This window comes from Ditibartonella apihabitans, from assembly GCF_002007485.1.
GTDB lineage: Bacteria > Pseudomonadota > Alphaproteobacteria > Rhizobiales > Rhizobiaceae > Bartonella > Bartonella apihabitans.
Window position 1 is genome coordinate 532,688 of the sequence record NZ_CP015820.1, and the last position, 25,199, is coordinate 557,886.

Sequence of the window (25,199 nt, forward strand, 5' to 3'; positions counted from 1 at the left end):
CGGCTATCAGGATAAAAGAAAAATTATAAAAACGCGTTTTTCAAGTAAAATATGAAAAATTTTGAGTTCCTTACACGAAATAAAATTACGTGGTGCCTCTTGTTGAAAAAGCATTGTAGGTGCGTTCAAAGCGGGAAACAAACCGTTGATCACCGAAACCATGATTGCATTTATAGTTAAGCCTAAATTTACCAAACTCGGGCTATGAATAACAAGGGCTTGAAGGCATCAAGCGCTTAAAGCCCGGAATGTTTCAGTCTGTCGTGTTTTGAGTAAAAGGCCGTGCAATGAATATGAATCGTTTATCGCTTATTTCAGATGAAGCGGGTGAAAAGCAGTTTGCGCGACATCAACCACAAGAAATAGATACACAGGAAATACAGCGCCGAGAGATCACACTTTCGGATATTGCCGCACGGTTGCGGTCGGTTCATGAACAAATGAAAACGAAAGCGCCGGTCAAGTCGGAAAATGTTATGCCTTTTCCGCAGAAAAATAACGATGATGTAAAGGCTTATCTCGACGATATAGCACGCGCTTTGCTTAAAGAATATGAGGCAAGAAAGACCGAACAGTCCCAACTTGTTCGTCATCTTGCCAGAATCGAGCAAATTCTTGAGGCAAACAAACAGGAGCTTGAACAGAGCGCGGAGAAAGACAGGCAGGCATTGACGAACGCCATTGCCGGTGAAGTGCACTCGCGCTTGAAACAGGAACTAACCGAACAAACAAAAAGTTTGGCCGACGAGAGCCGGAAAACTAATCAGGAAATTTCGCGCCAATTGCGCGAAGCCGTTGCTGCATCACGGTTTTCTGTTCAACTTGTTTCACTCCAGCGGCAAATCACAAACCTTCAGGCGACACTTGATGCCCATGATAAATCACCAACAAGTTGTGCGCATGAAGAAAAGAGCGAGCATTTGGACGAAGAGCTTCTGTCAACGACAAGCCCGCAACAATTGCCTGCATCCGATAGCGGACAAAATCATCTTGAGATAAAAAAATCTTTCGACAAGCCGGTTATTCGCATATTGGCTGAAAAAAAAACGCCGGAACAAACTTCGGAGCTGAATAAAACACCTGTAGAGCTTGATAAATACGGGCGTGAAGATGAAGTCGGTCTTCAAAAGTGCGAAATTGGTGATAGCAAGTTGAAAACAGACCTTCAAAAATGCGATTCAGAAACAGTTACGCAATTGAACAAATGTGGGCGAGCAGTCAAAATCCATGAGGAAAAAGTTAAAGTCCTGCGCGCACAAAATGGAGATAACAAAACAAAAAAGACAATCACACGTGTGAGCGCGCTTTTATTGATGGTGGCATTGGCTTACGGTTTGAAGGAGCATTTCGCTATGCTCGACAATGCATCGGTTGTTTCATTGCTCCATTGATTGGCTTTAAAAATCGTTTTACGACATGAATTGACGAATTTTTGATATGTTTAATAGGCCGGCGGAAGTGACAATCGGTGTTCGGATTATAAGATATATATCTTAACACTTGTTGTGGCTTTTCTGGTATCAACCTTGAGAGACAAAACAAACAGCAGAAACCGGCAAAACAAAGGTTCGTTTTCCTGTTAGGTGAGAGATGTGAGTATTTATTTACCGATAGCAGAAATGTCACTCAATATGCTGATTCTTATCGGCATGGGCGGGGTTGTCGGTTTTCTTTCAGGAATGTTTGGTGTCGGTGGCGGTTTTCTGATTACGCCGCTTCTAATTTTTTACAATGTTCCACCGGCTATCGCTGTCGGAACGGGAGCAAATCAGGTTATTGCTTCGTCAGTGACTGGTGCTCTCACACATTTCAAACGCGGGACACTTGATATCAAGCTCGGAATTCTTCTGGTCGTTGGTGGCATATTGGGATCATGTCTTGGTGTCGAATTATTCACTTATCTGCGTAAACTTGGTCAGCTCGATCTCATTATTTCCCTGCTATATGTTATCCTTTTAGGCGGGGTCGGAAGCCTTATGGCCATTGAAAGTTGGCGGGCAATTGTCAATGCAAAAAAGGGGAAAACCGTTATTGTTCACCGTCCCGGACACCATAGTCTGGCACAGCGTTTACCTTTGAAAATGCGGTTTCGCGCATCGAAAATCTATGTCAGCATTATTCCGGTTCTCGGCATCGGACTTGTTATAGGCCTACTTTCGTCCGTCATGGGTGTTGGCGGCGGCTTTATTATGGTTCCTGCGCTCATTTATATGTTGCGCGTTCCGACCAATGTTGTTGTCGGCACATCTCTGTTCCAGATTACTTTTGTTACAGCCTTCACAACAATTCTACAAAGTATAACCAACCAATCGGTTGATATTGTGCTGGCATTTCTGTTGATGGTTGGCGGCGTTATCGGTGCAACTTATGGAACAAGGATAGGTAGAAAGCTCAAAGCCGAACAATTGCGAATGCTTCTTGCAATCCTTGTTTTGCTGGTTTGTGCCCGTCTTGCATTCGAACTCTTTGTTCGTCCCGACGATCTTTTTTCGCTAAGCTTTATCGGCGGGTAAAATGAAAATATTTTTAGCCGCAATAATGGTTTATCTGGCAGCCTTTCTGACATGTGAAACGACATATGCGGATACAGCGACACCATCTGCCGCACCGAAAGAAAATATACAGATCATTGTGACGACCAATGAAATTACACTTGATACCAATTTTGCCGGTCGCAACGTCTATATTGCAGGTGTTCTCGAAAATGCCGATCCTCAACTAAGGCGTCAGGGGCGTTATGATATTATCGTTGTTATGGAAGGTCCGATACGGCCGATGGTGATGCGCGAGAAAAAGCGTAAACTGGGCGTATGGGTGAATACGGATGCACTGACATTTGTAGCGGTTCCGCAATCCTATGAAATGGCAACCACACGTGAAATCAGGGATATTACCAGCCCGATCAATTATAAAAGATTGGGCGTGGGGCTTGAATATGTACCGCTGCGTGCAGAAACAGGGGACGCAGATAAACTCAAATTATTCCGTGACGAACTTATCAAGATCAAGCGCGATCAACATCTCTATAGTGAAAATATCGGAGCTGTCACCTTTGGCTCTGCTTCGCTATTTTCAGCAAATTTCAAGCTGCCTGCCAATATCCCCGTTGGTCATCATACAATTCATGCTTATCTCTTTCGTGATGGCGAGTTTGTGGAAACAGTGTCAACAGAACTTGAAATTGTTAAAGCCCACACAGCCTATGCAATTTACCGTTTTGCTCAGGATAACAGCATCTATTACGGTTTTGTTGCAGTCTTTGTAGCAATTTTCACCGGCATTCTGGGGCGGCTGATATTCCGTAAAGATTAAATGCTTTCCGGCATCCCCGCATCGCTCTTATTTCTTGATATTGACGTTATGACCTTGCCATTCATATCCACGACTTGAAAAAGCTGATAGCCATAATACCGGTAATAATAAATCGCGGACGATTTCGGCTAAAGCCTGCGAAAGAGAAAATGGCCAACCGACGATTGATGTTATGGAAAATTCGACGAAATACCAGATAAAGAAATAAAAAAGAATGAGCGAGTAGGCGGCGCCGCCAAGATAACAGAAGAGAAGCAAACATAATGCGGGGAAAACAACGCCTGATAAAATTTCAAGATAAAAAAATAAGGGAAATGAATCTCGTCGCAGTTTTGCCCAGCGTATCTGGCGTTGCCAAACAGCTCGCCAGCTTTTGTTCCCCAAAGGTTGGGCAAATGGCATTGGTGTGAGACGCACTTTTAATCCCTGTTCCCTCACAATTTTTGTTGACGCGGCATCTTCGGCCAGTTCGCAATTCAATGCTTCAATGCCACCGGCGCGGTTTAAAATATCGCGAAACCAGAATAATGTTTTTCCCTGTGCAAAACCGTTTCCGATTGTATCGGAAGTTAATTGCCAGCGTGCTTGATAGGAATTGAGAAATGCAGCTTCGAGATTAGCAAAGAAATTTTCCGGTTCTGTTCCAAGAGGAGGAGAGGCGACGAGGCCGGTGTTCTTTCTCCAACGGGAAAAAATATCTGCAATATAGGTTTTAGGCATCAGTACATTGCTATCAGTCATGACAACCCACGGATATTTTGCCTGATGCCAACCTTTGACGAGATTATTCAACTTGGGATTATCGCTAATTTTATCATTACCGATCAGCAATTTTGCATCGGCATCGGGATATTCTAAAATCAGGCTTTCAATTAACGGAATGGCTTTGTCGTTTTTGTCTGCCACGCAAAAAATTATTTCATAATTTTTATGATCGAGTTCGAAAGTTGAAGCCAATGTGCGCCGCAGTCCGTATTCGAGATTTGAGACAGGGCGCAAAATAGTAACTTTTTCTTCTTCACCCTCACCGAATATGCCTTTCGGTTTCCAAAAACGACGACACAGAACGACAATAAAACTAAAAACGTGTAGGAACATACACAAAATCGCAAGGCCAAGAAATATCATAGAAAAATATATCATTTCCTCAAACCTTCCGGACAAATAAAAACAGAAGACAGATTTAGTTTTTTTGTAACAATCGACAATAGTATCTATGTTTTAGCGCGAAAAGAAATCTCTTTGGTGAATTGGGTAAATAGTATTTTTTCCTAAAAGACATGCGATAAGTTCTGATTTTTTAAAAATATTTGAAAAAATCTTGTGAGTAAGATCCATTCCTCCGGCATAGGCACCAAAAGCCGGCAAAATCATCCGGTTTCCGTCGCTTGCAAAACAAAAGCGTCTAACCGACATTCCACGTCTGAAGATTCGAAGCGCGGGATGAAGATGTCCGGCCATTTCTCCGTTCTGTGCGCCAACGCGTGGTTCATGGCGAAATATCAACGGACCTATTTGAATTTCATGTGTCCATTGACCGGCAAACTCGGTTTTTTCATCATCATGGTTTCCGGCAATCCAGATCATCTCGCGGTTGGCAATGATGTCTTCAAGCAATTGCCGGTTTTTCCCCGACAGTTGCGTAGAAGCCTGATTGTCATGGAAGCTGTCACCCAAGGCGATAATTTTTTGCGGTTGATATTTTTCAATCACATTTTTCAAACGCTTAAGTGTGCGTTCACTATCATAGGGAGGCAATAATTGCCCATGACGGGCAAAACATGAGGATTTTTCGAGATGAAGATCGGCAACAATAAGCAAATTTTCAGCTTCCCAAAAAGCCGCACCGCTGAAATCGCAAATTATTTCAGCGCCGTTGACGACCATTGTGAAACTTTCAATTTTGCTTCTTATGTTCAAATACGTCTTCGCTTCAATTTTCAAGAACGGTATGAATAAGTTCTTCCGCTGCTTCTGTTAATATATTGTCTTCCGCACTTCCCGGAATCATTTCTTTTCCTATTTCAAGCATAACCGGAAGCGCAAGCGGCGACATCTTGTCAACCGGACGGTGGATAATATGATTTTTGATCCTCTTCAACATATCACCCAGCCGCTTGATGTCTAAAAGTCCGCGTGCCGCATCCTGCCGCGTTGCCTGAAGCAGAATATGATTTGGTTCATGCGTCCTTAAAACGTCAAAAATAAGGTCGGTCGAGACAGTGACTTGTCTTCCGGTTTTTTCTTGCCCCGGATGACGACGGTTTATCAAACCGGCGATCATGGCACAATTACGGAAAGACCGTTTGAGCAGATAGCTTTCATCAAGCCATGCTTCGAGATCATCGCCCAACATATCTTCGGAAAAAAGTTCTTTTAACGATAGGCTTCGGGCTTTTATGGCTTCCCCCATATCATCAAGTGCCCAAAGGCCTATGGAATAATCTGTAGCCACAAAACCGACGGGATTTAAACCGGCCCTTTCGAGGCGCCGTGTCAACAACATTCCAAGTGTTTGATGGGCAAGGCGCCCCTCGAATGGATAGGCAACAAGGAAAGACCGGTTTTTTTCATTAAATGTTTCGATCAATAATTGATTGGTGTCGGGCAGAATGGACGAGATTTTTTGTTGTTCAAGCCATTTTTGCACTTGCCCGGGCAAAACATGCCATTCTTTCGGGTTTGCGAGCATTTTGCGCAATCTCTCCGCAAGATAGGTCGAAAGCGGAAAACGTCCCCCCATATAGCTTGGAACACGTGCTTCCGGTTTTTTCGACAAGCTCACATAACATTCGTTTTCGCGGATGCCTTCAAAACAAAGAACATGACCGGCAAAAATGAATGTGTCACCTTTTGTCAGGCTTTCAAGAAAACTTTCTTCAATGCGTCCCAGCATCCGGCCGCCCCGCATTGCGTTCATATTGCCGGATTTAACAAGCCTGACATTGAGTTCGGCCGCTTCGATAATGGTTCCCATATTGAGCCGGTATTGCTGCGCTATTCTAGGGTTGGAAACACGCCAGCGGCCATCTTTTGTGCGCCTTATTTTTGCGTATTGCTCGTAAGCTTTAAGGGCATATCCACCGGTTGCAACAAAGTTCAATGTTTCATCAAATATTTCTCTTTTGAGTGTCGAATAAGGTTCTGCCGTTTTGACTTCCTGATAAAGCTCGTCGGCATTGAAAGGTCCGGCGCAGGCCATACCGAGAATATGTTGGGCAAGAACGTCGATAGCACCTTCGCTTAAATGAGGGCTATCTTGTGCGCCGATATAATTTGCGTCAAGTGCTGCCTGACATTCGAGAACTTCAAAACAGTTTGCCGGAACAAGCACCGCTTTACTCGGCTCGTCCATGCGGTGGTTGGCGCGGCCGATACGCTGGGCAAGTCTGCTCGCGCCTTTCGGAGCACCAACATGGATGACCAGATCAATATTTCCCCAGTCTATGCCGAGATCAAGTGTCGAGGTGGCAACAACGGCGCGAAGCTTGTTCAAGGCCATTGCATCTTCTACCTTTCGTCGTTGCCCGACATCAAGTGAACCATGGTGAAGCGCAATCGGTAAACTGTCTTCGTTCATCCGCCACAATTCCTGAAACAACATTTCGGCTTGCGAGCGAGTATTCACGAAAATCAATGTTGTTTGTGCGCGTTTCACAAGGTCAAGAATGTCTTTCACGGCATAACGGGCAGAGTGTCCCGCCCAGGGAATGTGCTCTTTTGTTTGTAAAATACGAATTTCCGGTTTGGCACCACCGTCGACAGTTACAAGCCCTGCCATGGCTGATTTCTGTTTCTGGCTTACCAGCCAACGCCGCAAGGAATCGGGATCGGAAACCGTGGCCGAAAGGCCGATTGTTTTCAAATCCGGCCGCAATGTCCTTAAACGGGCAAGTGCAAGAGAAAGCAATTGTCCCCGCTTCGAGGTGACAAGAGAATGGAGCTCATCCAAAATGACAGTATCAAGAAAGCCGAAAAATTTTTCTGCCTCGTGTGATGATAGAATGAGTGACACTTGCTCCGGCGTTGTTAATAATATATCAGGAGGAATGAACTTTTGTCTCTGTCTTTTATGTTGGGGGGTATCACCGGTTCTTGTTTCAATTGCAATATCAAGTCCCATTTCCTGAACGGGCGTTTTCAAATTGCGTTCAATATCTTGAGCCAATGCTTTGAGTGGAGAAATATAAAGCGTATGAAGATGCTGATGATGTTTCGTGCGAGAAAGTGCAACCATGGAAGGCAAAAAACCGGCAAGAGTTTTACCGGCACCTGTGGGGGCAATGAGCAGGGTTGATTGTCCACTTTTCGAACGTTTTAGAAGTTCAGCCTGATGCGGACGCAAGCTCCATCCTTTTTTCTGAAACCAGTTGTAAAACCGGTCAGGTAAAAGAGAAAGTTCATTTTGCTGAACTGAATTGCGTTGATCGTCGTCCATAAAACCTATTTAATATGCGTGACTATATTCGCCAAGTTCCCGGTTAAATTTATCATGAAGCTATATGTGATCAATCTTGATCGTTCACCAGACCGTTTAGACCGTCTTGAAAAAATATTCGGGAATTTGAACCTCGGCTTTACGCGCGTTGCTGCAATAGACGGGCTTCATCTTGATGAAAAATTCATTGCCGATGTTAGACGAAACCAGCTTTGGCCGGATCCGCTAACGCGCGGAGAAATCGCCTGTTTTTTAAGTCATAGGGCAGTGCTCGAAAAAGTAGCAGCCGGAGATGATGATTTTGCCGCGATTTTTGAAGATGATGTTATATTGTCGGGAGACGCGGGCGATTTTTTAAATAATGACCTTTGGATTCCGGCTGGAGCCGATATTATAAAAATCGAAACCCATAACAAAAAAGTCTGGCTCGGAAAAAGCCAAAGTCTTAAAGAAGGCTATCAAATTGCGCCGTTGAAAAGTCGTCATATCATGGCGGCCGGATATATTGTTTCACGACAGGCGGCGAAAAAACTTTGCGCAATGATGGGAAAAATTACCTTTCCCTTTGACCATTTTCTTTTTAATCCGAAATGTCATGTATTCGAACACTTCGAAATGTGGCAACTCGATCCGGCAATTGTACGTCAGGCAGGCTTGATCAGCACACTTTCAGATGACCGCATAAAAATCGATCGGGAGAATAAAAGTAAGCGTGTCGCATCCAAGACGTTAAGGCGAGAAATAAAACGTTTTTTCTCACGCGCAAAAATCGGGCTATGGGGAATTTATGTCAATTACTTGACCCACGGGCATTGGAAACGGGTAAAATATAAACCTTGAATTTATGAAACCAATCGTCAACGATATCCTGATCGTTGAATACGAATATCATTCGAAAATATATTCAAAAAGTTGCCCTATGAAGCCCGATGCCATAGGTCTTTTCTTTATTCAACGTTTGAATTCAATTGCCCAATAAACGTAATTCGGCCGTTTTGGAGACGTTGCTTTTGCCAGACCATAATAATGGAAACTCGGATAAAGCATATTGCTTCTGTGACCGGGGGAATTCATCCACACATTATAAGCCGCTGCAACAGTCGACCGGCCAGCACAAAGATTTTCGCCTGCCGCGCCATGAATGCCGAATTTACGCAAACGCGTTACAAAATCATTACCGAAGCTGACAGTATGGGCAACTTTCTGGGCATCAGCCATTAAATTGGCTTGATCCTGTGCCATTTTTTCCAATTGTTTGTCGGGTTGAAGCGGTCCTTGTCCATTTTGAGATCGCAAAGCGTTGATCAGTTTCGTCGGATCTTCATCATCAGCAAAGGCGGGTATTAACCCCGTTGCACTCATGATAACAGCGCTGGAAAAGACGAAAAAATTTCTACGTGTCAGCAAAATATCACCCAACAATTTAACAGGTTCATAAAAACAACGGGTCTTTTAAAATTCGTGACTATGAAAAACAATAGTTAGCCACCACACCGTTCGCATTAATGCACCGAAAATTATAAACTCGCTAAAGTTACTATTAAGCTTTTATGGAATTTCTTGGGCAAGCTATAAAATTTTTAGCTTTTATATCGTTGATATCGAAAAACTGCGAATTTGGCCTTTGCTGAAAATATATAATTATATAATCAAAACAATGGGTTATTCTCATATAAACGCGGGCAGTCGCTAAACGGATCAAGAGTCGAAGCCATTAACGGATCAGGTTCAGGATGCGCATAATGATAAATATCGGGATCACAATTGCAGCGCCCACAATCACCACGTTGAACAGTTTTTCGAATGCATCAAATCCCATTGACCAAAGCGAGTTAAAGAAATGCACAATTTTCCAAACAACATCCATTGGCGTCCAGCCAAGAAGTGTCATAACGATGCCGACCAGGATAGAAAAAACCAGCAATTTTATAACAACGCGTCCGGGAGTATCTCCAAGAAATGAATTGAGTGGCTTTGACATTTTTTATCCTTCAAGGGTGCAAAACAAAACCATAAATAGGTTTCAACGGTTTAAAGTTCAATCTGCGTTTTTTCAACCTCAAGACTATAACAACCAACCTCAAACGAGCAAATTATCCAAATCCGGCTTTTCTTACGACTATCTTTCTTGAATATCGGATGAGCCGATCGCTATAAATAGTGTTTCGAAACCATCGCAAATCTTGATGCAAAATTGTGATCCAACTTGCACTTTATCCGGCAAAACCGTTTTCGTCACTCAAAGTAGCCGAATAAAGGCAGCTGAATAAAGGCAGCCGGATAAAACGACAAACAGCAGAGTGGAATGTAGCAAGAATCTTGGCCGCGAGGAAGGGCACAGAACTAGTAATAATTTCTGCAATCATTGCAGTTTCTGCTTGAAAAATACGGTGACACTCTTTGCCGAAGTTTTTAACGCTTTTTGTTTTTTGTTGACTTTTCTTTTTCCACTTGCTTTTCAAGTTTCCCGCCTTTCAAAGGTGGTGTTACTTCCTTTGCAACGTCACTTGCGCGCTCATGATTTACAGGTAATTTTCCCATTTTTTACTCCCGAAGTTCATTCAAGTTAAACGAAAAACGCAAATAATTGTTCCCGACAATCGCATGGTGGCGGTTTTAAAAACGTCTTGAAGTCAGCCTAATTTGTGCCTAGTGGATTAACCGGAAGAATTGATATAATGTGCGCATATGAGTGACTTTTTTGCTGAAAATAGTGCTGCAAGCAATGCGGTCGAATATACGGTTTCCGAAATATCGGGCGCCTTGAAACGCACGGTCGAGGACCGGTTCGGACATGTTCGTGTGCGTGGTGAAATTTCCGGTTACAGAGGCCCGCATGCTTCAGGCCACGCCTATTTTGCACTAAAAGACGATAAAGCGCGTCTTGAAGCGGTTATCTGGCGCGGCGTCATGGGCAAACTCAAATTCCTTCCCGAAGAGGGAATGGAAGTCATTGCGACAGGTAAACTCACAACCTATCCCGGTTCATCGAAATACCAGATTGTGATTGATAATCTGGAGCCAGCGGGCGTAGGGGCCTTGATGGCACTTCTGGAAGCAAGAAAAAAGAAACTTGCTGCCGAAGGGCTATTTGACGCTGCCAGCAAACAATTATTGCCCTTTATGCCCAAGGTCATCGGTGTTGTAACATCGCCGACGGGCGCCGTCATCCGCGATATTATCCATCGCATTTCCGACCGCTTTCCCCTTCATATTATTGTTTGGCCGGTGCGTGTGCAGGGAGAGACCTGCGGGGCCGAGGTTGCAGCGGCAGTTTCAGGCTTTAATGCTTTGAAAACAGGTGGCCCGATTCCGAAGCCTGATCTTATTATTGTTGCACGCGGTGGGGGCAGTCTTGAAGATTTATGGGGCTTTAATGATGAAATTGTTGTAAGGGCCGTTGCCTCTTCACTCATTCCGGTAATCTCTGCTGTCGGCCACGAGACTGATTGGACATTGGTGGATTACGCGGCGGATGTACGTGCCCCGACACCAACCGGCGCTGCAGAAATGGCAGTTCCCGTCAAAGCGGAACTGGAGGCAAGTGTTGCTTCTCTTTATGCGAGATTATTGGGCGGAATTTCCCGCCAATTCGATTTCCGCAAGCAAAAGCTCTATAGTGCAGTGCGTGCACTTCCCTCTGTAGACCAGCTCCTTGCATTGCCGCGCCGCCGTTTTGACGAAGCAGCAAGCAGGTTGGAACGGTCCCTCTCGGTCAATACAGAAAAGAAAAGACAGGTTTTCAATCTGTTGGCGCGCGGGCTTTCACCGCATCTGGTTATCAATCTTGTCAACCAGAATCGTCAAAAGACAAACCATTTGGCCTTGCGACTGGAACAGGCATTTATTGCATTAACGATAAGCAAAAGACAAAAGCTTGTGTCGGTGACAAGGAGTTTCACCCCGCGACTTGCCGAAAGCATTATGGACAAATCCAAGGAAGCAGGTTTGTTTTATTTCATGCGCCTTCAGAACGCTTTTGTGCTCATTGTTGAAAAACAACGCCAGAAAATTGATATGGCGGCGCGGTTGTTAAACTCGGTTTCTTATGAAAAAACACTCGAGCGCGGTTTTGCACTGGTTCTTGATACAGAAGGAAAAATCGTCAAAAATGCTCGTGAAGTTCCTGAAAACGGGTTTTTGAAAATCAGATTTTCTGATGACACGATTGACGCAACGGCAATCGGCAGAACCCACCAGCCGGCGAAAAAACAAAAACGCCATCCGATTGATGATGACAATCAGGGAGATCTCTTTTGAAAGCTCTTGCAGAAGGGCTGATGCTTGGTGCTGACGGAAAAATCCGTTGTGCATGGGCGGGCGAAGATGCTCTCTATTTAGCCTATCACGATCATGAATGGGGCAAACCTGTTTATGACGACAATCATTTGTTCGAGAAAATTTGTCTGGAAGGATTTCAGGCCGGTTTGTCATGGTTGACAATATTGAGAAAACGGGAAAATTTTCGCAATTCATTCGACGGGTTCGATTTTAACAAAATTGCTTTTTATGACGAAGAAAAAATAGATGAACTATTGAAAAATCCGGGTATCGTCCGTCATATCGGAAAAATCCGTTCGACTGTAAACAATGCCAGATGCGCTCGTAAACTTGTTGAAGAAAAGGGAAGCCTTGCCGATTATTTCTGGTCTTTTCAACCGCCCGAATCCGAACGGTTCGAACATGTCGATTATGCAACGCTTAAATTAAATCCGACAACGCCGGCTTCAATCCGCCTGTCAAAAGATTTGAAAAAACGCGGATGGAGCTTTGTTGGCCCCACGACCTGTTACGCTTTTATGCAATCCATCGGTATCGTCAATGACCATATCGAAGGTTGTTTTTGCCGTTAAAATATGTGGTTCCGACTTTTTGAAAACAGCAAATTCCCTTATTAAAACGGACTTATTTTTTCTCGGTATTTTCCTGTGGTGCTGAAGCCAGACTTTTTTCAACTTCAAAACTGGTAAATTTAATTTTTTTGGCAAGATCTGCAAAATGGCTATTCAAATAATCCTGAAAACGGGCAGAAGTCGGGCTCCCTTCTGCCGTTCCAGTGTTGGAGCCGAACAGAAAACTGTGACTGGATTGATGTCTTATGTCGAGAATACCGGCATCAACAAGTTCGTTTTTGTCGATATGGATAAAATTTGCACCGGCCACAGGTAACTTCTCGGGAGAAAATAAATCGGCGAAAAAGGTATTGTGCCCGCTTTCGCCCATCGAGACACGAGCATTTGCGTCAATATTACATTCAAGGCCCGTCAATATATAATCGCCCGGAGCAATTGGAGAAAATGCTGTTGCAATTGTTTTATTGGTGAGCTTTTCCGAAATCGTCTCAAAGGTTACTTTACCGAGGAACCATTTATCCGATTTGCCAAGAAACCATTTGGTTTGCGAAATCGCTTTGTCGGGTAAACCGGCAATTGTATAATTATCTCTACCGGAATAAATATTTGTATAATTTTTCTGGTCAAGCCTGTCACCAACGATTTGTCGCAAGCGTATTGTTGTGCTTTGGCAAAACCGGCCTTCATAAACGACTCTGACAGCAATGGCCGCACCTTTTTGGGAAATGGTATTCTGGAAGAAATTAACAGCTTCATCGCTATTAATGTCATTTTTCTTGGTATCCGCGCAGCTCACGGAAAAAATGGATACAAAAACAAGTAATAAAATCCGGTAATTCAACATTTTTCGACTGTAAGATGATCAATTTAATTAAGTAGAATTGATAGCAATTAATTTTGACAAACAAAATGGTTTACTTGTTTGATAGTCGACAATCGACGAAAGAAAGTGTGGATAAATTCTTTTATTTGTTCGGCAAGGCAAAATCCGGAAGGGTGGTATTTACTATTAAAACAGTATCCTGAATTTTTAAAAAAGAAATTTCCGAAATCATTCATATAAATAAACTTTTGTGAGCTTGACGCGCATGGCTTGCCGCTTTGTGTCGGATGGGTTACAAACCAGCAATCCTTCAATTCAATAATAATTTAGCGGCAGGAATAAAATGGCAGATAGACAGGTAAAGACGATAGCGCGCGTTCCTCGTGGTTTTGTTGATCGCACGAGTGCGGAACTCCATGCCGCTGAAAAGATGATGTCGGTTATCCGCAATGTCTACGAGCTTTACGGATTTGAAGCCGTTGAAACGCCGATTTTCGAATATACAGATGCATTGGGAAAATTCCTCCCCGATCAGGATCGTCCGAATGCCGGTGTTTTTTCTATTCAGGATGATGATGAGCAGTGGATGTCATTGCGATATGACCTGACAGCGCCGCTCGCACGTTATTTCGCTGAAAATTTTGAAAGTCTGCCAAAGCCCTATCGCAGTTATCGCGTCGGCTGGGTCTTCCGTAACGAGAAGCCGGGGCCAGGCCGTTTCCGTCAATTCATGCAATTTGACGCCGATACTGTAGGAACGCCGACTGTTGCTGCCGATGCCGAAATTTGCATGATGGCAGCCGATACAATGGAACAGCTCGGTATTGATCGGGGTGATTATGTCGTTCGCGTAAACAACCGTAAAATTCTTGACGGTGTGTTGGAGCTGGTCGGCCTTCAAGGTGACAATAATGCAGAAAAAAGGCTCACTGTTCTTCGCGCTATCGACAAGCTTGATAAGTTCGGTCCCGAAGGCGTGAAGCTGCTCCTCGGTAAAGGCCGGCTGGATGAAAGTGGAGATTTTACCAAAGGAGCAGAGCTTTCCGACGAGGCAATTGCCAAAGTTCTTTCCTTTATCAATGCCGGTGCTGAAAATGGCCATGCCACCCTTGATAATCTCTCGAAGGTGGTTGCTGGAAGTAACCGTGGCAAAGAAGGCGTTGACGAGCTTCAGGATATGTTGGCACTTTTTACAGCCGCCGGTTATGAAAAACGGATAAAAATTGACCCATCTGTTGTTCGCGGGCTTGAATATTATACGGGACCGGTTTTCGAGGTCGAATTGTTATTCGATGTTGTCAATGAAGACGGGCAAAAAGTTGTTTTCGGTTCGGTCGGAGGCGGCGGGCGTTATGACGGATTGGTATCGCGTTTTCGCAGCGAACCGGTTCCGGCCACCGGTTTTTCAATCGGTGTTTCAAGATTGATGACAGCCTTGAAAAACCTTGGCAAACTTGACCTTGATGAAAAAAGAGGACCGGTTGTCGTTTTGGTAATGGATAAAGACCGGACCTCGCTTGAACGCTATCAGAATATGGTTGCACAGCTTCGTAATGCCGGTATTCGTTCCGAACTTTATGTTGGTGGTTCGGGCATGAAAGCGCAAATGAAATATGCCGATCGCCGTCATGCCCCTTGCGTTATTATTCAAGGTTCGCAAGAGCGGGCGGAAAATCAGGTGCAGATCAAGGACCTTGTTGAAGGTGCAAGATTGTCGGCTGAAATTGAAGATAATAAAACGTGGCGTGAAAGCCGTCCGGCACAGATTACTGTAGACGAAAACAAAATGGTTGACGCGGTTAAAGAAATTCTCGCCGCGCAAGAACAAAATAGATAGTGTCGAGCGGGAAAAACATGACCGGATGTGAAATAACAGCCAATGCAATCAAAGATTTTTTTGGCAATAATCATTTACAAACTGTTTCAATTCCGATTTTGCAACCGGCTGAACCGTTTTTGGATATGGCAGGGGAAGATTTGCGCCGCCGCATTTTTATGACAGAAAATGAAAATGGCGACAGTCTGTGCTTGCGGCCTGAATTTACAATTCCTGTCTGCATCGAGCATATTAAAACAGGTGCAACAACGCCACGCCGCTATGCTTATATAGGCGAAGTTTTCAGGCAGAGCCGCGCGGGCGAAAACGGCTTTTATCAGGCAGGCATTGAAGATTTGGGAGATGTCGACGAGGCAAATGCCGATGCACGCACACTTCATGATGCGTCGGCCTTATTACAGCATATATCGACGAATATCGACTATACCATATTTCTGGGCGATCAGAATGTTTTTGCTTCTGTGCTTCAGGGCTTGGGGCTTGTTCCGACATGGCAAAAAAGGCTGTTGCGCAGTTTTGGTAATGCCAAACAATTACGCGATCTTTTGCATATTCTGGCTGAACCCAAAAGCGAACAAAGCTTGCCGGACAATCTTATGAAATTGGTCGAAGCACAAGATGAGTCGGAATTGACAAATTACATAGAGGAAGAAATGCTTGATGCGGGCATTTCCCCGTCGGCAGGACGCAGTCCGACAGAAATTGCAAGAAGGCTGTTGGAAAAACAGCTTTTATCTTCAGTAAAACTTACAAAACCGGTTCTCGAAGCTTTGGAAGAATTTTTGGCAATTCGCTTGCCCCTTGATGACGCGGAAGACGCACTTTTCGATTTCGGGAAAAAATATGAATTGGTGAGCGATCAGTTTCTGATGCCGTTCAAGGCAAGAAATCGCGCTTTTTTAAATAAAGGGATCAAGCTTGAAGCTGTTGAATATGACGCAGCTTTCGGCCGCCCGCTTGACTATTATACCGGTTTTGTTTTTGAAATTCGTAAGAATAGTGGTGATGTCGTCATCGGTGGTGGACGTTATAATCGTTTGATGACAATGCTGGGCGCCGATCGACCGATACCGGCTGTCGGTTTTTCGGTTTGGCTTGACAGGCTCATGAAAGATGAAGAAAGCACAATCGGGTTTCAAAAGGGGCAAGGGAAATAGTTATGACAATTACACTTGCACTTCCATCTAAAGGCCGTCTTAAAGATAAGACATTGGAAACCTTGAAAGCCGCCGGTTATGAGATTGTTCTTGGCGATAATGACCGTAACTATCGGGCGGCGGTCGCCAATGACAAGAATATTGATATTCTTTTTCTATCGGCTTCCGAAATTGCCCGCGAACTTGGCTACGGGAATGTTGATCTCGGGGTTACAGGGCAAGATTTGATAAACGAAACACTGGCTCATCCGGAAACAAAAGTAAAAGTTGAAGTTCCGCTCGGTTTCGGCTTTGCCGATGTGGTGGTTGCTGTTCCTGATGTCTGGCATGATGTTGTAACAATGGCCGACCTTGATGACGTTGCGGCCGAATTTCGTCAACGGCATGGAAGGCGGCTTCGTATTGCAACAAAATTCTGGCGTTTGACACAGCAGTTCTTTTCACAAAAACACGGAATACAAGTCTATCGCATTGTCGAAAGCCTCGGGGCAACTGAAGGGGCACCGGCGGCCGGTTCGGCTGATATGATTGTCGATATAACCTCTACCGGAGAGACGCTCAGGGCAAACAAGCTCAAGATATTGGAAGACGGGGTTATATTGAAGTCACAGGCATCGCTCGTTTCGGCATTGAGAAGCCGCGAGAAGACGGAAGTTCAAGAAGTTATCAAAAAATTGGGCAAAATTGTTCCCGCTCAAAACTGAAATTTGAACGAGATTGATTGCGGAAACTTGTTTTTTTAAATCAAACGATAGCATCCAGCGCGTCGATGCCTGCCATATCGAAAAATATAAATGTCATAAAGACAAGTAATATCACAAGGATGACAGCTGCAACCAGCAAAACAAAAAAACGCGATCTAATGCGGCGTTTTTCCATTGAAGCCGGATCAGAATTATCGGCTTTGAGATTAGTCGTCATTGCTGGAGTTTAAACGGTCCGGACTCGTCCCTACACCCGGTTCTCGACCCAAATAGCCCAATTCCTGAAGCGATTTTTTTAAAAAAAACTCGACAGCTTGAGCTTCGCTTTTAATCTTATGATTATCACGCAGGAAATTTTGCAAAGCTGTCAATGTTTGTGCGTCAAGATTGAACGAAATACCCATATAGACCTCTTGAATAAAAAAGGCTCCTGCCAAGATATGCAGGAGCCTTGTTTGATATTACTTTTCGCCCTTGAGGACTTTCAAAATGTTCTGTGGTGAAGATTCACCATAAGGATCAGTCTCGCAGTTATCCGAGAAACCTTTTTCCTCAAACCATTTTTCAACAACACCATCTTTGACAACAGCAGCATAACGCCATGAACGCATGCCGAAACCCAAGTTGGATTTGTTGACGAGCATACCCATTTTACGAGTGAATTCGCCATTGCCATCAGGAATAAGCTTGATGTGCTGCAATTTGTTGTGTCTGCCCCAAGCATTCATAACGAAGGCATCATTGACAGCAAGGCAGTAAACTTCGTCAATGCCAAGCTTTTTGAATTCCGGATAAAGTTTTTCAAAATCCGGCAACTGATAGGTCGAGCATGTTGGGGTAAATGCGCCCGGCAAGGAGAACAATACTACGCGCTTGCCCTTGAAATATTCGTCTGTGTTGACATCTTGCCAACGGAACGGGTTTGAACCCCCAATAGATTCATCACGTACACGCGTATGAAATGTTACATTTGGAACTTTTTGTCCGATCATTAATTTGCTCCTGTATTTTTATATCCTTCGGCCTGTCCGATAAGGCAGGCAGTGTGAGCCGGAATTCACATAAGAAAGGTAAGAGATCGGCCGTTAACTTGCAAGCTCGCCCCCGAAAGATTGATAATTTTATACTCGATATTTTTGGTTAATCGCTTTAAATTGATCACAGTAAAGAACATATGGTGATGAATATGGCGATTTTGACAATTTCTACGACTGCCTTCGATGATCAAAATCCTGGAACTTCCGGATTGCGGAAGAAGGTGAAAGTTTTCCAAAAGCCGAATTACGTCGAAAATTTCATCCAATCTATTTTCAATAGCGTTGGTGATGTTTCCGGGAAACTTTTTATTCTTGGAGGCGACGGGCGTTTTTTTAATAAAGAAGTTATCCAGAAAATTTTAAAAATGGCTGCCGCCAACAAAGTCGGCCATATCAAAGTTGGCTTGAACGGCATTTTGTCGACACCGGCCGCTTCCCATCTTATCCGCAAATATAAGGCCTTCGGCGGCATTATTCTGTCGGCAAGTCATAATCCGGGCGGTCCATCCGGCGATTTCGGTATCAAATACAATATTTCCAATGGCGGTCCTGCACCGGAAAAAGTAACAAAAGCAATTTTTGAATCTTCAAAAAAAATTACGTCTTATAAAATAGAAGATTGTGGCGATATCGACATTGCAAAACTGGGAAAAACGCAAGTCGGTTCAATGGTTGTCGAAGTCATTGATCCGGTTGTCGATTATGCAAATCTGATGGAAGAACTGTTCGATTTCGACCTCATCCGCAAAGCAATTGCCGGCGGTTTAACATTCCGCTTTGATGCATTGAATGCTGTGACCGGTCCATATGCTCATGAAATTTTCGAGAAACGTCTGGGCATGAAGGAAGGAACAGTTGTGAATGGTACACCGCTTCCCGATTTCGGCGGGCGCCATCCCGACCCCAATCTCGTTCATGCCCATGATCTTTATGAATTGATGATGTCTGAAGACGGGCCTGATCTTGGAGCTGCATCCGATGGTGATGGCGACCGTAATATGATTGTCGGCTGGAAACGGTTTGTCACACCATCCGATTCCCTTGCTATTCTCGCTGCCAATGCAAAGCTCGTTAAGGGCTATCGCAATGGTATTGCCGGCATTGCACGCTCTATGCCGACAAGTGCTGCAGCCGATTATGTGGCCAAAAAACTCGGTCTCAACATTTATGAAACACCGACAGGCTGGAAATTTTTCGGCAATTTGCTTGATGCCGGAAAGGTAACATTTTGCGGTGAGGAAAGCTTTGGCACGGGTTCCAATCACGTGCGTGAAAAAGACGGTTTGTGGGCAATATTGTTCTGGCTCAATCTGCTTGCGGCAACCGGTAAAAGTGTAAGTGAAATTGTCGAACAACATTGGCAACAATTCGGCCGTTCCTATTATACACGTCATGATTACGAGGAAGTTGATCAGACCGCAGCCAAGGCTCTTATGGAGGATTTGCGCTCACGTCTTGGAAAACTTGCCGGAACCGAGGTTGCAGGGTTGACGATCGCCAAGGCTGATGATTTTTCATATCACGATCCGATTGATGGCTCGGTAAGCGAGCATCAAGGAATCCGGATTTTCTTTGAAGGTGGCGGACGCATCGTCTATCGTTTGTCAGGAACCGGAACATCGGGCGCCACGGTTCGCGTTTATATGGAACATTATGTTGCGGATCCGCTGAAGCAGGATGACAACACACAAGAAGCACTCGCTGCCTTGATTGTTGCCGCCGACGAGCTTGTAGATTTGAAGAAAAAGCTCGGCCGTGATGCACCGAGTGTTATTACTTGAGAATAAAAGGCGAGGGTTGAGGCAGGAATGTTCCTTCAAGATAAAGGATAGACCTTGCCTTTTCAGTTATCGCTTATCGCTCGCGGCAAGCCCTTTTTAAAATGGTAAATCAAATATAACAAAAAGCCCTGTAAATTTTTACAGGGCTTTTGAATTAAAGAAGCGAAAACAAACCGGAACGATAAACGTTCGTTTTGTTTAATTCATTTCGGATGGATCATATTTTCCGGCTTGACCAGACGATTATAATCAGCCTCGGATACACCGGCCTTTAAAGCTTCTTCGCGCAGTGTTGTACCGTTTTTATGAGCAGTTTTCGCAATTTTTGCAGCTTTGTCATATCCGATTGCCGGAGCAAGTGCTGTAACCAGCATCAAGGATTTTTCGAGAAGATCATGGATGCGTGCTTCATTGGCTTTGATGCCTTTGACGCAATTATCTGCGAAAGAAACCATGCATTCCGACAAAATCTTGATCGATTGCAAAACATTGAATGCGATAACCGGTTTATAGACATTGAGCTCGAAATGTCCCTGACTTGCCGCAACTGTAACCGTGGTTTCATTGCCAAAAACCTGACAAGCAACCATAGTCATCGCTTCGCACTGGGTCGGGTTGACTTTGCCAGGCATAATCGAAGAGCCGGGCTCGTTTTCCGGCAAACTCAATTCACCAAGTCCGCAGCGCGGGCCGGAGCCCAAAAGGCGAATATCATTGGCAATTTTGAAGAGATCGGTCGCCAAAGCGTTGAGACTGCCGTGGAAATTGGTAATTGCGCCGTGGCTTGCCAGAGCTTCGAATTTGTTATCGGCCGTTTCGAATGCAACACCTGTAATGTCGGTCACTGCTTCGACGAAATCCTTGTCGAAACCGATTGGAGCATTCAAACCGGTACCGACTGCCGTACCACCTTGTGCAAGTTTGAGAACATCTTGCAGTGCCGCTTCAATGCGTTTTCTATTATGTTCGAGCGCTGCACGGTAACCTGAAAATTCCTGTCCCAGCGTAATCGGGGTGGCATCCTGTGTGTGGGTGCGACCGATTTTGATAATTTTGGAAAATTCTTTTTCCTTATCCTTCAACGCGATCGTCAGATGGTCGATTGCCGGAAAAAGTTTATTGATGGTCTCTAAAGCTGTCGAGATATGAATGGCTGTCGGAAATGAGTCGTTTGATGACTGGCTCATATTGACGTGGTCATTGGGGTGAACAGGCTTTTTTGATCCCATTTCCCCGCCGAGCATCTCGATAGCACGGTTAGCAATGACTTCATTGACATTCATATTGGTTTGCGTACCCGAGCCGGTCTGCCAGACGACGAGAGGAAAATTGTCGTCAAGTTTGCCGTCAATAACTTCATCGGCTGCTGCAATAATTGCTTTGCCTAAGTCCGGCGAAAGCTTTTTCGCTTTCATATTGGCCATGGCTGCTGCTTTTTTGATAAGCCCCAAGGCGTGAATGAGCGGGAGAGGCTGCCTTTCGCCGCCAATCTTGAAATTGTGCAAAGAGCGTTCTGTTTGTGCCCCCCAATAATGGTCAGCAGGAACCTCGATCGGACCGAATGTATCCGTTTCTGTGCGGGTCTTTACCATGATAAAACTCCTCTGTGGTTGAGGAGACGATAGACCAAGAGAGCCAATGAGAAAAGGCCTTAAACAGGATGAGATCTATTTCTTGAACGTGTTTTTAAACATATTTTGGTGAAAAAAAAACGAAGTTTGGAATAAAACATAGATGACCATAACGGGATTGTTAAAATCCGGCGGATTTTTTTTCCGATATTTTGACTTCCGATGGCAAAAACCGCCGCTAAAACAAATTATCGAGATAAAAACGGATTTTTAGAGGGGGAAGATAAATGGACGGGAACCATCTCCGGCTAAAAGAACAATTTGAAAATCAGCTTGTCGAATATCTCGGCTTGTTTAATATCCGTATCGGATGAATTGTTTGGTCGCGTTTTAAAATCGCGATAAGCTGAAAAATTAGCCCCTGATAGAATAATGGCGAATTTGTTATTCGCGCGTTTTATTATGATTTAAAATAAAAACGGGCCCGAAGGCCCGTTCATTAATGTTGTCTAAGACTTTATTAGAAGTCCATGCCGCCCATGCCGCCGCCCGGCATTGCAGGCATTGGAGCCTCTTTCTTTGGCAATTCTGCAATCATGGCTTCGGTTGTGATCAACAATCCGGCAACGGAAGCAGCGTTTTGCAGAGCAGAACGGACAACCTTGACAGGGTCAACAATGCCCAGAGCAATCAAATCGCCATATTGGCCATTGGCTGTGTTGTAGCCGAATGTTTCGCTCTTGTTTTCAAGAATTTTACCAACAACGATAGAAGCTTCATCGCCAGCGTTGGTAGCAATTTGACGGGCAGGAGCCTGCAAAGCGCGACGAACTATATTGATACCGGCTTCCTGATCGGAATTGGTCCCTTTAACCTTGATATCGGCTGCTGCGCGCAGGAGTGCAGTGCCACCACCGGCAACAATGCCTTCTTCAACAGCGGCGCGGGTTGCATTCAAAGCATCGTCAACGCGGTCTTTTTTCTCTTTAACTTCAACTTCTGTAGCACCGCCAACGCGGATAACAGCAACACCGCCTGCCAATTTTGCAAGACGTTCTTGAAGTTTTTCACGGTCATAATCGGAAGTTGTTTCTTCGATCTGAGCCTTGATCTGGTTAACACGTGCATTGATTTCAGGCTTCTTGCCAGCACCGTCAACGATCGTTGTGTTTTCTTTCGAAACGGTAACTTTCTTTGCGCGGCCAAGCATGTCGAGTGTGACATTTTCGAGCTTGATGCCGAGATCGTCGGAAATAACCTGACCGGATGTCAGAATGGCGATATCTTCCAACATTGCCTTACGACGATCACCAAAGCCCGGAGCCTTGACAGCAGCAATTTTCAAGCCGCCGCGCAACTTGTTGACAACGAGAGTTGCCAAAGCTTCACCTTCAACATCCTCGGCAATGATAAGCAAAGGCTTGCTTGACTGGACAACAGCTTCAAGAACCGGAAGCAGAGCCTGCAAGTTTGAAAGTTTCTTTTCGTGGATCAGGATGTAAGGGTCATCAAGATCGGCAACCATTTTTTCTGTATTGGTTACAAAGTAAGGTGAAAGGTAACCGCGGTCGAACTGCATACCTTCAACAACTTCAAGCTCTGTATCGGCAGTCTTTGCTTCTTCGACTGTGATAACGCCTTCATTGCCGACTTTCTGCATGGCTTCGGAAATCATTTTACCGATTTCGGTTTCGCCATTTGCTGAAATGGTACCAACCTGTGCAACTTCGGCTGAAGTTTTGATTTTCTTTGCTTTTTTCAGAAGATTTTCGACAACTTCATTAACAGCAGCATCGATACCGCGCTTCAAATCCATCGGGTTCATGCCGGCAGCAACAGCTTTTGCGCCTTCCTGAACAATTGCCTGACCCAGAACAGTTGCTGTTGTGGTACCATCACCGGCAATATCGTTGGTTTTGGAAGCAACTTCGCGCAACATCTGTGCGCCCATATTTTCAAACTTGTCTTCAAGTTCGATTTCTTTCGCAACCGAAACACCGTCTTTGGTAATTCGTGGAGCACCGAAAGATTTGTCGATGACAACGTTACGACCCTTAGGACCAAGTGTTACTTTCACGGCATTGGCGAGAATATCGACACCACGCAACATACGTTCACGCGCGTCGCGGCCAAATTTGACTTCTTTTGCAGCCATTTAATATATCTCCTTGGGAATTATCCCGGAATTGTTTTTAAAATTTATGGGAAAATGGCTATCAGCCGAGAATACCCATAATGTCGGATTCTTTCATAATCAGAACGTCTTCGCCATCAAGCTTGACTTCCGTTCCTGACCATTTGCCAAAGAGAACGCGGTCGCCTGCTTTAACGTCAAGAGCAACGAGCTTGCCGCTTTCATCACGTGCACCCGGACCTACAGCGAGAACTTCGCCTTCCTGTGGCTTTTCTTTGGCTGTATCTGGGATGATGATCCCACCTGCGGTTTTTTCTTCTGATTCAACCCGACGAACGACTACGCGATCGTGTAATGGGCGGAATTTGGTTTTTGCCATGTCTTGAACCCTTAAAATGTTTAACTTTAATTAAACTCGATTTCGTTGAGGTATTTCCTCGATTAGCACTCTCGATGAGAGAGTGCTAACTCATGAGAACAGATAAAAATTGCCCCCTATAATGTCAAGAAGGTGGTTTTAATTTTTAGTGAATTGGCTTCTAGGAACTTTGTTCCTTCAACGCAAAAAGACGCGCGCAAAAAGCCGCATGTTGTGGAACATTGATGAAAAGAGATCGGACAGCGCTTAAAAAATGCGGCCCGATCGAGTTTGTCTAAAGGAGCAAAAATTCAAACAAATATATAAGCTTCAATGGGTTAAACACATAAGGCTAGAGATATTTTTCTAACGTTTGGATGTCTTATCGCAAATTTAAAAAGGAAACTTACTTTAACGCCAATAATCGGAATAGCCACTCAAATGACGAGAATAACGATCGTAACAAGATTCATCCTGTCCTTGTGCAAAAGGTTAAAAAAGAATGAATTATTCACAAGCATAGCTACTCGGATTGTTACATTTTTAAGTTTCCACAGTCAGGATTCGCTCTATTCGGGATCCGTCACGTGGGGTATTCCTCAACGCCTGCAACTTCCGGAACGAAATGACGCAAAAGATTTTCGATTCCATGTTTGAGGGTTGCTGTTGAAGCCGGACACCCCGAGCAAGAACCACGCATGTTCAAATAGACAACACCGTGCTCGAAACCGCGGAACGTGATATCACCACCATCATTGGCCACAGCAGGACGAACCCGTGTTTCGATAAGCTCCTTGATCGTGTCAACGAGATCTTTATCTTCGTCAGAGAAAAACTCTTCTCCAACCGGTACATCGGGCACATCATTGACATGCGCTGCCATGATTGGACTATTGGACATGAAATGTTCCATAATAGTTCCCAATATTGCAGGTTTCAGATGCTGCCATTCCGTGTTGTCTTTTGTGACTGTGATGAAATCATAGCCGAAAAAAACGCCGGTAACACCGGGAATAGCGAAAAGTTTGGAAGCAAGAGGCGAACGTTCGGATGCGTCTTCTTTGTCACGGAATTCGGCAACGCCTTCTTCCAATACAACCCGCCCCGGCAGGAATTTTAGTGTTGCGGGATTGGGCGTGGTTTCTGTCTGGATGAACATATAATTTCCTTTTCATGGTCAAGGCATGCAAGGTG

General features: G+C 44.5%; 22 protein-coding genes and 1 pseudogene. 10 read left to right on the top strand and 13 right to left on the bottom strand.

Going from position 1 to position 25,199, the window contains the following annotated elements; all coding sequences use genetic code 11:
• The first annotated feature begins 287 nt into the window (after nt 1–287).
• From BBC0178_RS02370 to BBC0178_RS02380, 3 genes are all read left to right on the top strand, one after another.
• Nucleotides 288–1,391 carry a hypothetical protein gene (locus BBC0178_RS02370; protein ID WP_078039085.1) on the top strand — a complete coding sequence of 368 codons (1,104 nt, stop codon included), beginning with the start codon at nt 288–290 and terminating at the stop codon, nt 1,389–1,391.
• A 201-nt stretch (nt 1,392–1,592) separates the two neighbouring features.
• Nucleotides 1,593–2,513, top strand: a complete 921-nt coding sequence (locus BBC0178_RS02375; protein WP_077970428.1) for a sulfite exporter TauE/SafE family protein — start codon at nt 1,593–1,595, stop codon at nt 2,511–2,513.
• A 1-nt stretch (nt 2,514) separates the two neighbouring features.
• Entirely contained in the window at nt 2,515–3,312 is a 798-nt protein-coding gene (locus BBC0178_RS02380) for a TIGR02186 family protein (protein ID WP_188317758.1), read from the top strand.
• A gap of 27 nt (nt 3,313–3,339) precedes the next feature.
• Here the strand turns inward: BBC0178_RS02380 and BBC0178_RS02385 are convergent, their stop codons facing one another.
• The 3 genes from BBC0178_RS02385 to BBC0178_RS02395 form a co-directional block, all read right to left on the bottom strand.
• Complete coding sequence (locus BBC0178_RS02385; protein ID WP_078039086.1) at nt 3,340–4,455, bottom strand: ceramide glucosyltransferase; 1,116 nt, start codon at nt 4,453–4,455, stop codon at nt 3,340–3,342.
• Between the two features lie 78 nt (nt 4,456–4,533).
• Nucleotides 4,534–5,199, bottom strand: a complete 666-nt coding sequence (gene pdeM / locus BBC0178_RS02390) for a ligase-associated DNA damage response endonuclease PdeM (RefSeq protein WP_078039087.1) — start codon at nt 5,197–5,199, stop codon at nt 4,534–4,536.
• A gap of 46 nt (nt 5,200–5,245) precedes the next feature.
• Entirely contained in the window at nt 5,246–7,750 is a 2,505-nt protein-coding gene (locus BBC0178_RS02395) for a ligase-associated DNA damage response DEXH box helicase (RefSeq protein WP_078039088.1), read from the bottom strand.
• 54 nt (nt 7,751–7,804) lie between these two features.
• On the opposite strand from BBC0178_RS02395, the gene BBC0178_RS02400 reads away from it, so the two are divergent.
• Nucleotides 7,805–8,590 (top strand): glycosyltransferase family 25 protein, encoded by a 786-nt coding sequence (locus BBC0178_RS02400; RefSeq protein ID WP_078039089.1) that lies wholly within the window; start codon nt 7,805–7,807, stop codon nt 8,588–8,590.
• Between the two features lie 111 nt (nt 8,591–8,701).
• On the opposite strand, the gene BBC0178_RS02405 is transcribed toward BBC0178_RS02400, so the two are convergent.
• The 3 genes from BBC0178_RS02405 to BBC0178_RS12195 all read right to left on the bottom strand — a co-directional run bounded on the left by BBC0178_RS02405 (nt 8,702) and on the right by BBC0178_RS12195 (nt 10,291).
• Nucleotides 8,702–9,112: a CAP domain-containing protein gene (locus tag BBC0178_RS02405; RefSeq protein WP_149867403.1), complete on the bottom strand. Its 411-nt coding sequence runs from the start codon at nt 9,110–9,112 to the stop codon at nt 8,702–8,704.
• A 352-nt stretch (nt 9,113–9,464) separates the two neighbouring features.
• Nucleotides 9,465–9,731, bottom strand: a complete 267-nt coding sequence (locus tag BBC0178_RS02410) for a DUF6460 domain-containing protein (protein WP_078039091.1) — start codon at nt 9,729–9,731, stop codon at nt 9,465–9,467.
• Nucleotides 9,732–10,162: 431 nt separating this feature from the next.
• Nucleotides 10,163–10,291, bottom strand: a complete 129-nt coding sequence (locus tag BBC0178_RS12195) for a hypothetical protein (RefSeq protein WP_255519332.1) — start codon at nt 10,289–10,291, stop codon at nt 10,163–10,165.
• Between the two features lie 147 nt (nt 10,292–10,438).
• On the opposite strand from BBC0178_RS12195, the pseudogene xseA reads away from it, so the two are divergent.
• Nucleotides 10,439–11,941 (top strand): annotated as a pseudogene (gene xseA / locus BBC0178_RS02415) (exodeoxyribonuclease VII large subunit); the annotation flags it as partial.
• Nucleotides 11,942–12,030: 89 nt separating this feature from the next.
• The gene (locus BBC0178_RS02420) at nt 12,031–12,603 is read left to right on the top strand and encodes a DNA-3-methyladenine glycosylase I (RefSeq protein ID WP_078040313.1); all 573 of its coding nucleotides are present in this window, start codon (nt 12,031–12,033) and stop codon (nt 12,601–12,603) included.
• A 52-nt stretch (nt 12,604–12,655) separates the two neighbouring features.
• Here the strand turns inward: BBC0178_RS02420 and BBC0178_RS02425 are convergent, their stop codons facing one another.
• On the bottom strand, nt 12,656–13,399 hold the full coding sequence (locus BBC0178_RS02425; RefSeq protein ID WP_149867404.1) for a hypothetical protein: 744 nt from the start codon (nt 13,397–13,399) through the stop codon (nt 12,656–12,658).
• 370 nt (nt 13,400–13,769) lie between these two features.
• On the opposite strand from BBC0178_RS02425, the gene hisS reads away from it, so the two are divergent.
• Genes hisS through hisG form a run of 3 tightly spaced genes read left to right on the top strand, consistent with a single transcriptional unit; the run spans nt 13,770 to nt 17,124 of the window.
• Nucleotides 13,770–15,263 (top strand): histidine--tRNA ligase, encoded by a 1,494-nt coding sequence (gene hisS, locus BBC0178_RS02430; RefSeq protein ID WP_078039094.1) that lies wholly within the window; start codon nt 13,770–13,772, stop codon nt 15,261–15,263.
• Between the two features lie 17 nt (nt 15,264–15,280).
• Nucleotides 15,281–16,420 carry an ATP phosphoribosyltransferase regulatory subunit gene (locus tag BBC0178_RS02435; protein ID WP_078040314.1) on the top strand — a complete coding sequence of 380 codons (1,140 nt, stop codon included), beginning with the start codon at nt 15,281–15,283 and terminating at the stop codon, nt 16,418–16,420.
• Nucleotides 16,421–16,422: 2 nt separating this feature from the next.
• The gene (gene hisG, locus BBC0178_RS02440) at nt 16,423–17,124 is read left to right on the top strand and encodes an ATP phosphoribosyltransferase (RefSeq protein WP_078039095.1); all 702 of its coding nucleotides are present in this window, start codon (nt 16,423–16,425) and stop codon (nt 17,122–17,124) included.
• 40 nt (nt 17,125–17,164) lie between these two features.
• Here hisG and BBC0178_RS11805 read toward each other — a convergent pair whose 3' ends face one another.
• Together BBC0178_RS11805 and BBC0178_RS02450 are read right to left on the bottom strand one after the other, a co-directional pair.
• Entirely contained in the window at nt 17,165–17,341 is a 177-nt protein-coding gene (locus BBC0178_RS11805) for a hypothetical protein (protein ID WP_188317759.1), read from the bottom strand.
• A gap of 244 nt (nt 17,342–17,585) precedes the next feature.
• Nucleotides 17,586–18,116 carry a peroxiredoxin gene (locus BBC0178_RS02450; protein ID WP_077970451.1) on the bottom strand — a complete coding sequence of 177 codons (531 nt, stop codon included), beginning with the start codon at nt 18,114–18,116 and terminating at the stop codon, nt 17,586–17,588.
• A gap of 194 nt (nt 18,117–18,310) precedes the next feature.
• Between BBC0178_RS02450 and BBC0178_RS02455 the strand changes: the two genes are divergently transcribed.
• The gene (locus BBC0178_RS02455; RefSeq protein ID WP_078040315.1) at nt 18,311–19,942 is read left to right on the top strand and encodes an alpha-D-glucose phosphate-specific phosphoglucomutase; all 1,632 of its coding nucleotides are present in this window, start codon (nt 18,311–18,313) and stop codon (nt 19,940–19,942) included.
• Nucleotides 19,943–20,145: 203 nt separating this feature from the next.
• On the opposite strand, the gene fumC is transcribed toward BBC0178_RS02455, so the two are convergent.
• From fumC to BBC0178_RS02475, 4 genes are all read right to left on the bottom strand, one after another.
• Nucleotides 20,146–21,534 carry a class II fumarate hydratase gene (fumC, locus tag BBC0178_RS02460; protein WP_078039097.1) on the bottom strand — a complete coding sequence of 463 codons (1,389 nt, stop codon included), beginning with the start codon at nt 21,532–21,534 and terminating at the stop codon, nt 20,146–20,148.
• 499 nt (nt 21,535–22,033) lie between these two features.
• A complete protein-coding gene (groL, locus tag BBC0178_RS02465) occupies nt 22,034–23,668 on the bottom strand; it encodes a chaperonin GroEL (RefSeq protein WP_077970455.1) in 1,635 nt (544 codons plus the stop codon).
• 61 nt (nt 23,669–23,729) lie between these two features.
• Nucleotides 23,730–24,026, bottom strand: a complete 297-nt coding sequence (groES, locus tag BBC0178_RS02470; RefSeq protein ID WP_075870318.1) for a co-chaperone GroES — start codon at nt 24,024–24,026, stop codon at nt 23,730–23,732.
• Nucleotides 24,027–24,588: 562 nt separating this feature from the next.
• Nucleotides 24,589–25,164 (bottom strand): NifU family protein, encoded by a 576-nt coding sequence (locus BBC0178_RS02475; protein WP_078039098.1) that lies wholly within the window; start codon nt 25,162–25,164, stop codon nt 24,589–24,591.
• Between the last annotated feature and the right edge of the window lie 35 nt (nt 25,165–25,199).